The organism is Streptomyces sp. NRRL WC-3549 (genome assembly GCF_000721935.1).
In the GTDB taxonomy this organism is placed as follows: domain Bacteria; phylum Actinomycetota; class Actinomycetes; order Streptomycetales; family Streptomycetaceae; genus Streptomyces.
Genome location: NZ_KL585420.1, coordinates 120,328 through 124,002 on the forward strand (window position 1 = coordinate 120,328; position 3,675 = coordinate 124,002).

The window sequence follows — 3,675 nt, forward strand, 5'->3', positions numbered from 1 at the left end:
ACGTGCCGGGGCCCGCAGGCGTTTCCCGGTGCTGTCAGCCGACCCAGCAGCGGGTGACGGCCGAGTCGGCGACCTCGAAGTTGATCCGGCCGCCACGGAACTCCATGGTGATGACCGTGCCCGGCGCGAGGGCCCGGACCGTGGTCCAGCCCCGCGCTCTGGCTCGCTGTTCGGCGGTCGCGGCGTCGAGTCCGACGTACGACTCGGGGCTGTCGTCCGGCTGGGCGGGAGGGGTCGGTACAGATGCCATACCCCTCACCGTAGAGCGCTGCGCACCGTGACGGAAGCGGGGCCGCGCCGGCCCGCAGAGCGTCCCCCGGGTACCTGGACGGTCACGCTTGTGTCACAGGATCCCACGCGCGCCCCGGGGGGTCCCCTTCACCCGAACGGGCAGTTCCGACATCGGGAAACCAATGGCCCGGACCGTTGCGAAAAACGCCCCTGACACATGTGGAAAGTAAATGCCGGGGGCGCGCGTCTTCACTTTTCCTTACCGCAGGGAAATAAAAGCGCACCCGCCCGACATCCGGAATTCACGCGCCCTTATGCGCGCCTTATATTTCCCGCGGCCGTGCCGTCTGCCGACCGGAGCGGTCAGCGCCCGTTCCCGCCCCGGACCACACCGGCCGCCTTGTAGCGCAGCGCGTACGCCCCGTCCAGCACGGCCCCCCTGGAGCGGTGCAGCGCGGTACGCAGCGCGCTGCGCGACCGGCCCGCGGAGCCCTGGGCGATCAGCTCGGTGAAGAGCCTCTCGTGCCGTTCGGCGATCGGCTGCGGGTCGAACCGGGCGGAGGAGGCCAGCGCGGCCCTGCCCATGCGGTGCCTCAGGCCGTCGTCGTCGACCAGGGAGAGCAGCGCGGCGGCGAAGGCCCCGGTGTCCCCGAGCGGCACCAGCCGTCCGTCCGTACCGTCCTGGATGATCTCGGCCGGACCGTGCGGGCAGTCGGTGGCGACGACCGGCAGACCGCCGCGCATCGCCTCGACGATGGTCATGCCGAACGACTCCCGCTCGGAGGTGACGGCGGCGATGGACGCCTTGGGCCACTCCGCCTCCATCGGGTGGACCGAACCCATCAGCCGTACCCGTTCCCGCAGACCGAGCTCGTCGACGAGCCCGCGCAGGGCCTGCTGCTCGTTGCCCGTCGCGTCACCCGCGCCGTAGATCCGCAGCCGCCACTCCGGGCGGACGGCCGCCACCTCGGCGAACGCGCGGACCAGGACGTCGTACCGCTTCACCCGGTGGAGCCGGCCGGCGGCCACGATCCACTTGTCGTCGCACGTGGCGGGTGGGGCCGCGGGCGCCGGGACGCTGTTCGGGATGGCCTCGATCCGTACGCCGGGCAGCCGCAGCCCCGTCCGGTAGTCCCGGGCGTCGGCCTCCGTGACGGTGGTGACCGCGTCGAGCAGCCCGTAGCGGTGCCGTATCTCCCGGCGGAGCCGGTAGCCGTGGCTCTGCAGGGTCAGGTGCTCCTGACCGACGCGGACCGGGCCGCGCCGCGCCTGCCTGCTGATGTGGACGTTGAGCCCCGGGCGGGTCCCGACGACGACGTCCGCCTCCAGGGCGCCGAGGTGCGCGGCGATACGGCTGTCGGTGAGCCTGCTGTACTGCTTGTGCCTGGTGTCACCGCGCGGGAAGACCGCGGCGGGCCGGGCGTACTCGGGCTCCTCGCCGTCGTACCCCGGGCTCTTCTTCCGCAGGTCCACGAGATGGCTCATCCGCACGCCGTCGGGCGCGCCCAGCGTGGGGCTGTCGCGGTGGCGGAAGACGGAGACGATCTCCACGTCGTGGTGCTCCGCCAACGTGCGTGCGAGCGTGAAGGTGGTACGGATCGTTCCCCCGATGCCGTACGCGTTGTGGAGCAGAAAAGAAATATGCATTACGCGGTCGTTTCCCCTGGTCGACTGGTCTGGGTCGGACCCTACGCGGCGTCAGGGACGGTCATGGCTCACACACAGGAGTCGTACAGACCCGTGACAATTCGAACTGGCGGACGCCCCGCGGGGCGTGGCCGGTACCTCCCGCGAATCGCTTTCCCGATCTGTCGACCTGTCGCCCTGCCGACACCCGGGCCGCCCGGTCCCGATTGGCGCGTGACCCCTGCCCCGGAACGGACGTTGTCTTCATGAGCCGGGAACCACCCGGCCCACGCACCGAGTTCGAGGAGCCACCCGTGCCGCGCATGCTCGACGTCAGCGAGGACGTACGTGCCGAGATCGGCGACGCCGAAGCCGACCGGCTGCTCGTCGGCGACAGCGCACCAGGCAGTTACGACTGCACGTCCTGCCGCACCCCCGGCGACTGCGACCAGGAGCGCACCAGCACGGTGCTCTTCGTGGGCGACGAGACCGCCGTGCTCGCCTTCGCCCACGCCACCTGCATCCCCTCACAGGTCGTCAGGGTCGCGGAGGACCAGCTCAAGGGCGCCATGCGGTCCATCACCGGTGACGAGTCACCGACTCCGGAGGGACACGCGCCCGAACAGGCCGTGCTCGGCGTCACCAGCGGTCTCGTCCTGATCGAGGACGACCTGCGCCCCGCCCTGGTCGTCGAACCGACCGGGCCGATCGCCCGGCCCGGCACGGACGGCCGGGGCGGCGACCAGTTCCTCCAGCTGCTGCTGGAGCAGGGTTTCCAGCCCACCCAGGACCTGAACCGGCTGCCGGGCGCGCTCCCCGGCTGGTCGGTGCTGCTCGCCGTGGGCCGGCTGCACGCCGTGCTCCAGCCGGGACCCGACGGGGGCCAGGTCGCCTGGTGGCAGGCGCATCAGCCGCTCCAGGTCACGGAGGGCTGGCGTGCGGCGGTGAACAAGTCGCAGACGGTGCTCGTCTTCGCCGCCCCGGCCGGTTCGATCGGCCAGCAGCCGCGCGAGGACCTGCTGCGTGACGCGCTCGACAAGGCGGCGGCCAACGGGCTGCTGGTCGCGGCGTCGATGCCGCTGGCCGGGACCTGACCGTCCCTCCCGACCGGGGGCTGTCGTCGTACGGGCGGTGGTGGGAGCACCGGGGCCGCGCTTCCCGCCGACGTCTCCGACAGACCGCGGCCGGTGCCTCGCACCGGCCGCGGTCTGTCGCGGTGCGCGCCCGCCACGTACCGGCCGCGCGTCGTTTTCTCCGTTCCGCCCGCATCCGACGGGCGGTGGAGTCGTTGGCACCTATGTGCACTCATACGACCCTTCTCGCCAGCGGCAGAGCCCGATCCCGGCCATGCGTCCCGCACGGGACCCCTCGGCCGGCAGGTCACCCACCCCGATCTACGACGCCCTGTACGCCGAGTTCCGCCGGTCGTTCAGGGCGCTCCCCGGGGACCGGACCGGCGAGGAGGGTCTCGGCTTCCGGGGGTTCGGGACGGGGATGTTCCCCGGCCGCGCCCCGCTGAGCGGCCTGGCGGCGGCGAACAGCCAGGGCAGCCAGAGCACCCACGCCCCGAACCCGGGTGCGTGGCAGCGCGTCGGACGGCACGCCGGACGGGCCCGGCCCGCGGCGCTGCCCCCGGGGGCCACGGACGTCTGAGTGCTACGGCGAAGCCCCGGGCCCCCGCGTGAGCGGGTGGTCCGGGGCTTCGCCGTAGGTGCTGCCGCCGCCCTACTTCTTGCGGCCGCGCTTCTCGCGCACCCGCACGGAGATGTGCAGCGGCGTCCCCTCGAAGCCGAACTCCTCGCGCAGCCGGCGCTCGAC

The 3,675-nt window shown here is 72.5% G+C and carries 4 protein-coding genes; 2 read left to right on the plus strand and 2 right to left on the minus strand.

The features are described from left to right. Positions 1-34: 34 nt before the first annotated feature. Positions 35-250 carry an I78 family peptidase inhibitor gene (locus IH13_RS0125110; protein WP_031088101.1) on the minus strand — a complete coding sequence of 72 codons (216 nt, stop codon included), beginning with the start codon at positions 248-250 and terminating at the stop codon, positions 35-37. A 344-nt stretch (positions 251-594) separates the two neighbouring features. After that, positions 595-1,878: a glycosyltransferase gene (locus tag IH13_RS0125115; RefSeq protein ID WP_031088102.1), complete on the minus strand. Its 1,284-nt coding sequence runs from the start codon at positions 1,876-1,878 to the stop codon at positions 595-597. Between the two features lie 293 nt (positions 1,879-2,171). Here IH13_RS0125115 and IH13_RS0125120 point away from each other — a divergent pair, with 293 nt between their 5' ends. Both IH13_RS0125120 and IH13_RS0125125 read left to right on the plus strand, forming a co-directional pair. Next, the gene (locus IH13_RS0125120; RefSeq protein WP_031088103.1) at positions 2,172-2,951 is read left to right on the plus strand and encodes a hypothetical protein; all 780 of its coding nucleotides are present in this window, start codon (positions 2,172-2,174) and stop codon (positions 2,949-2,951) included. Positions 2,952-3,204: 253 nt separating this feature from the next. After that, positions 3,205-3,510, plus strand: a complete 306-nt coding sequence (locus IH13_RS0125125; protein WP_031088105.1) for a hypothetical protein — start codon at positions 3,205-3,207, stop codon at positions 3,508-3,510. Positions 3,511-3,675 lie beyond the last annotated feature (165 nt).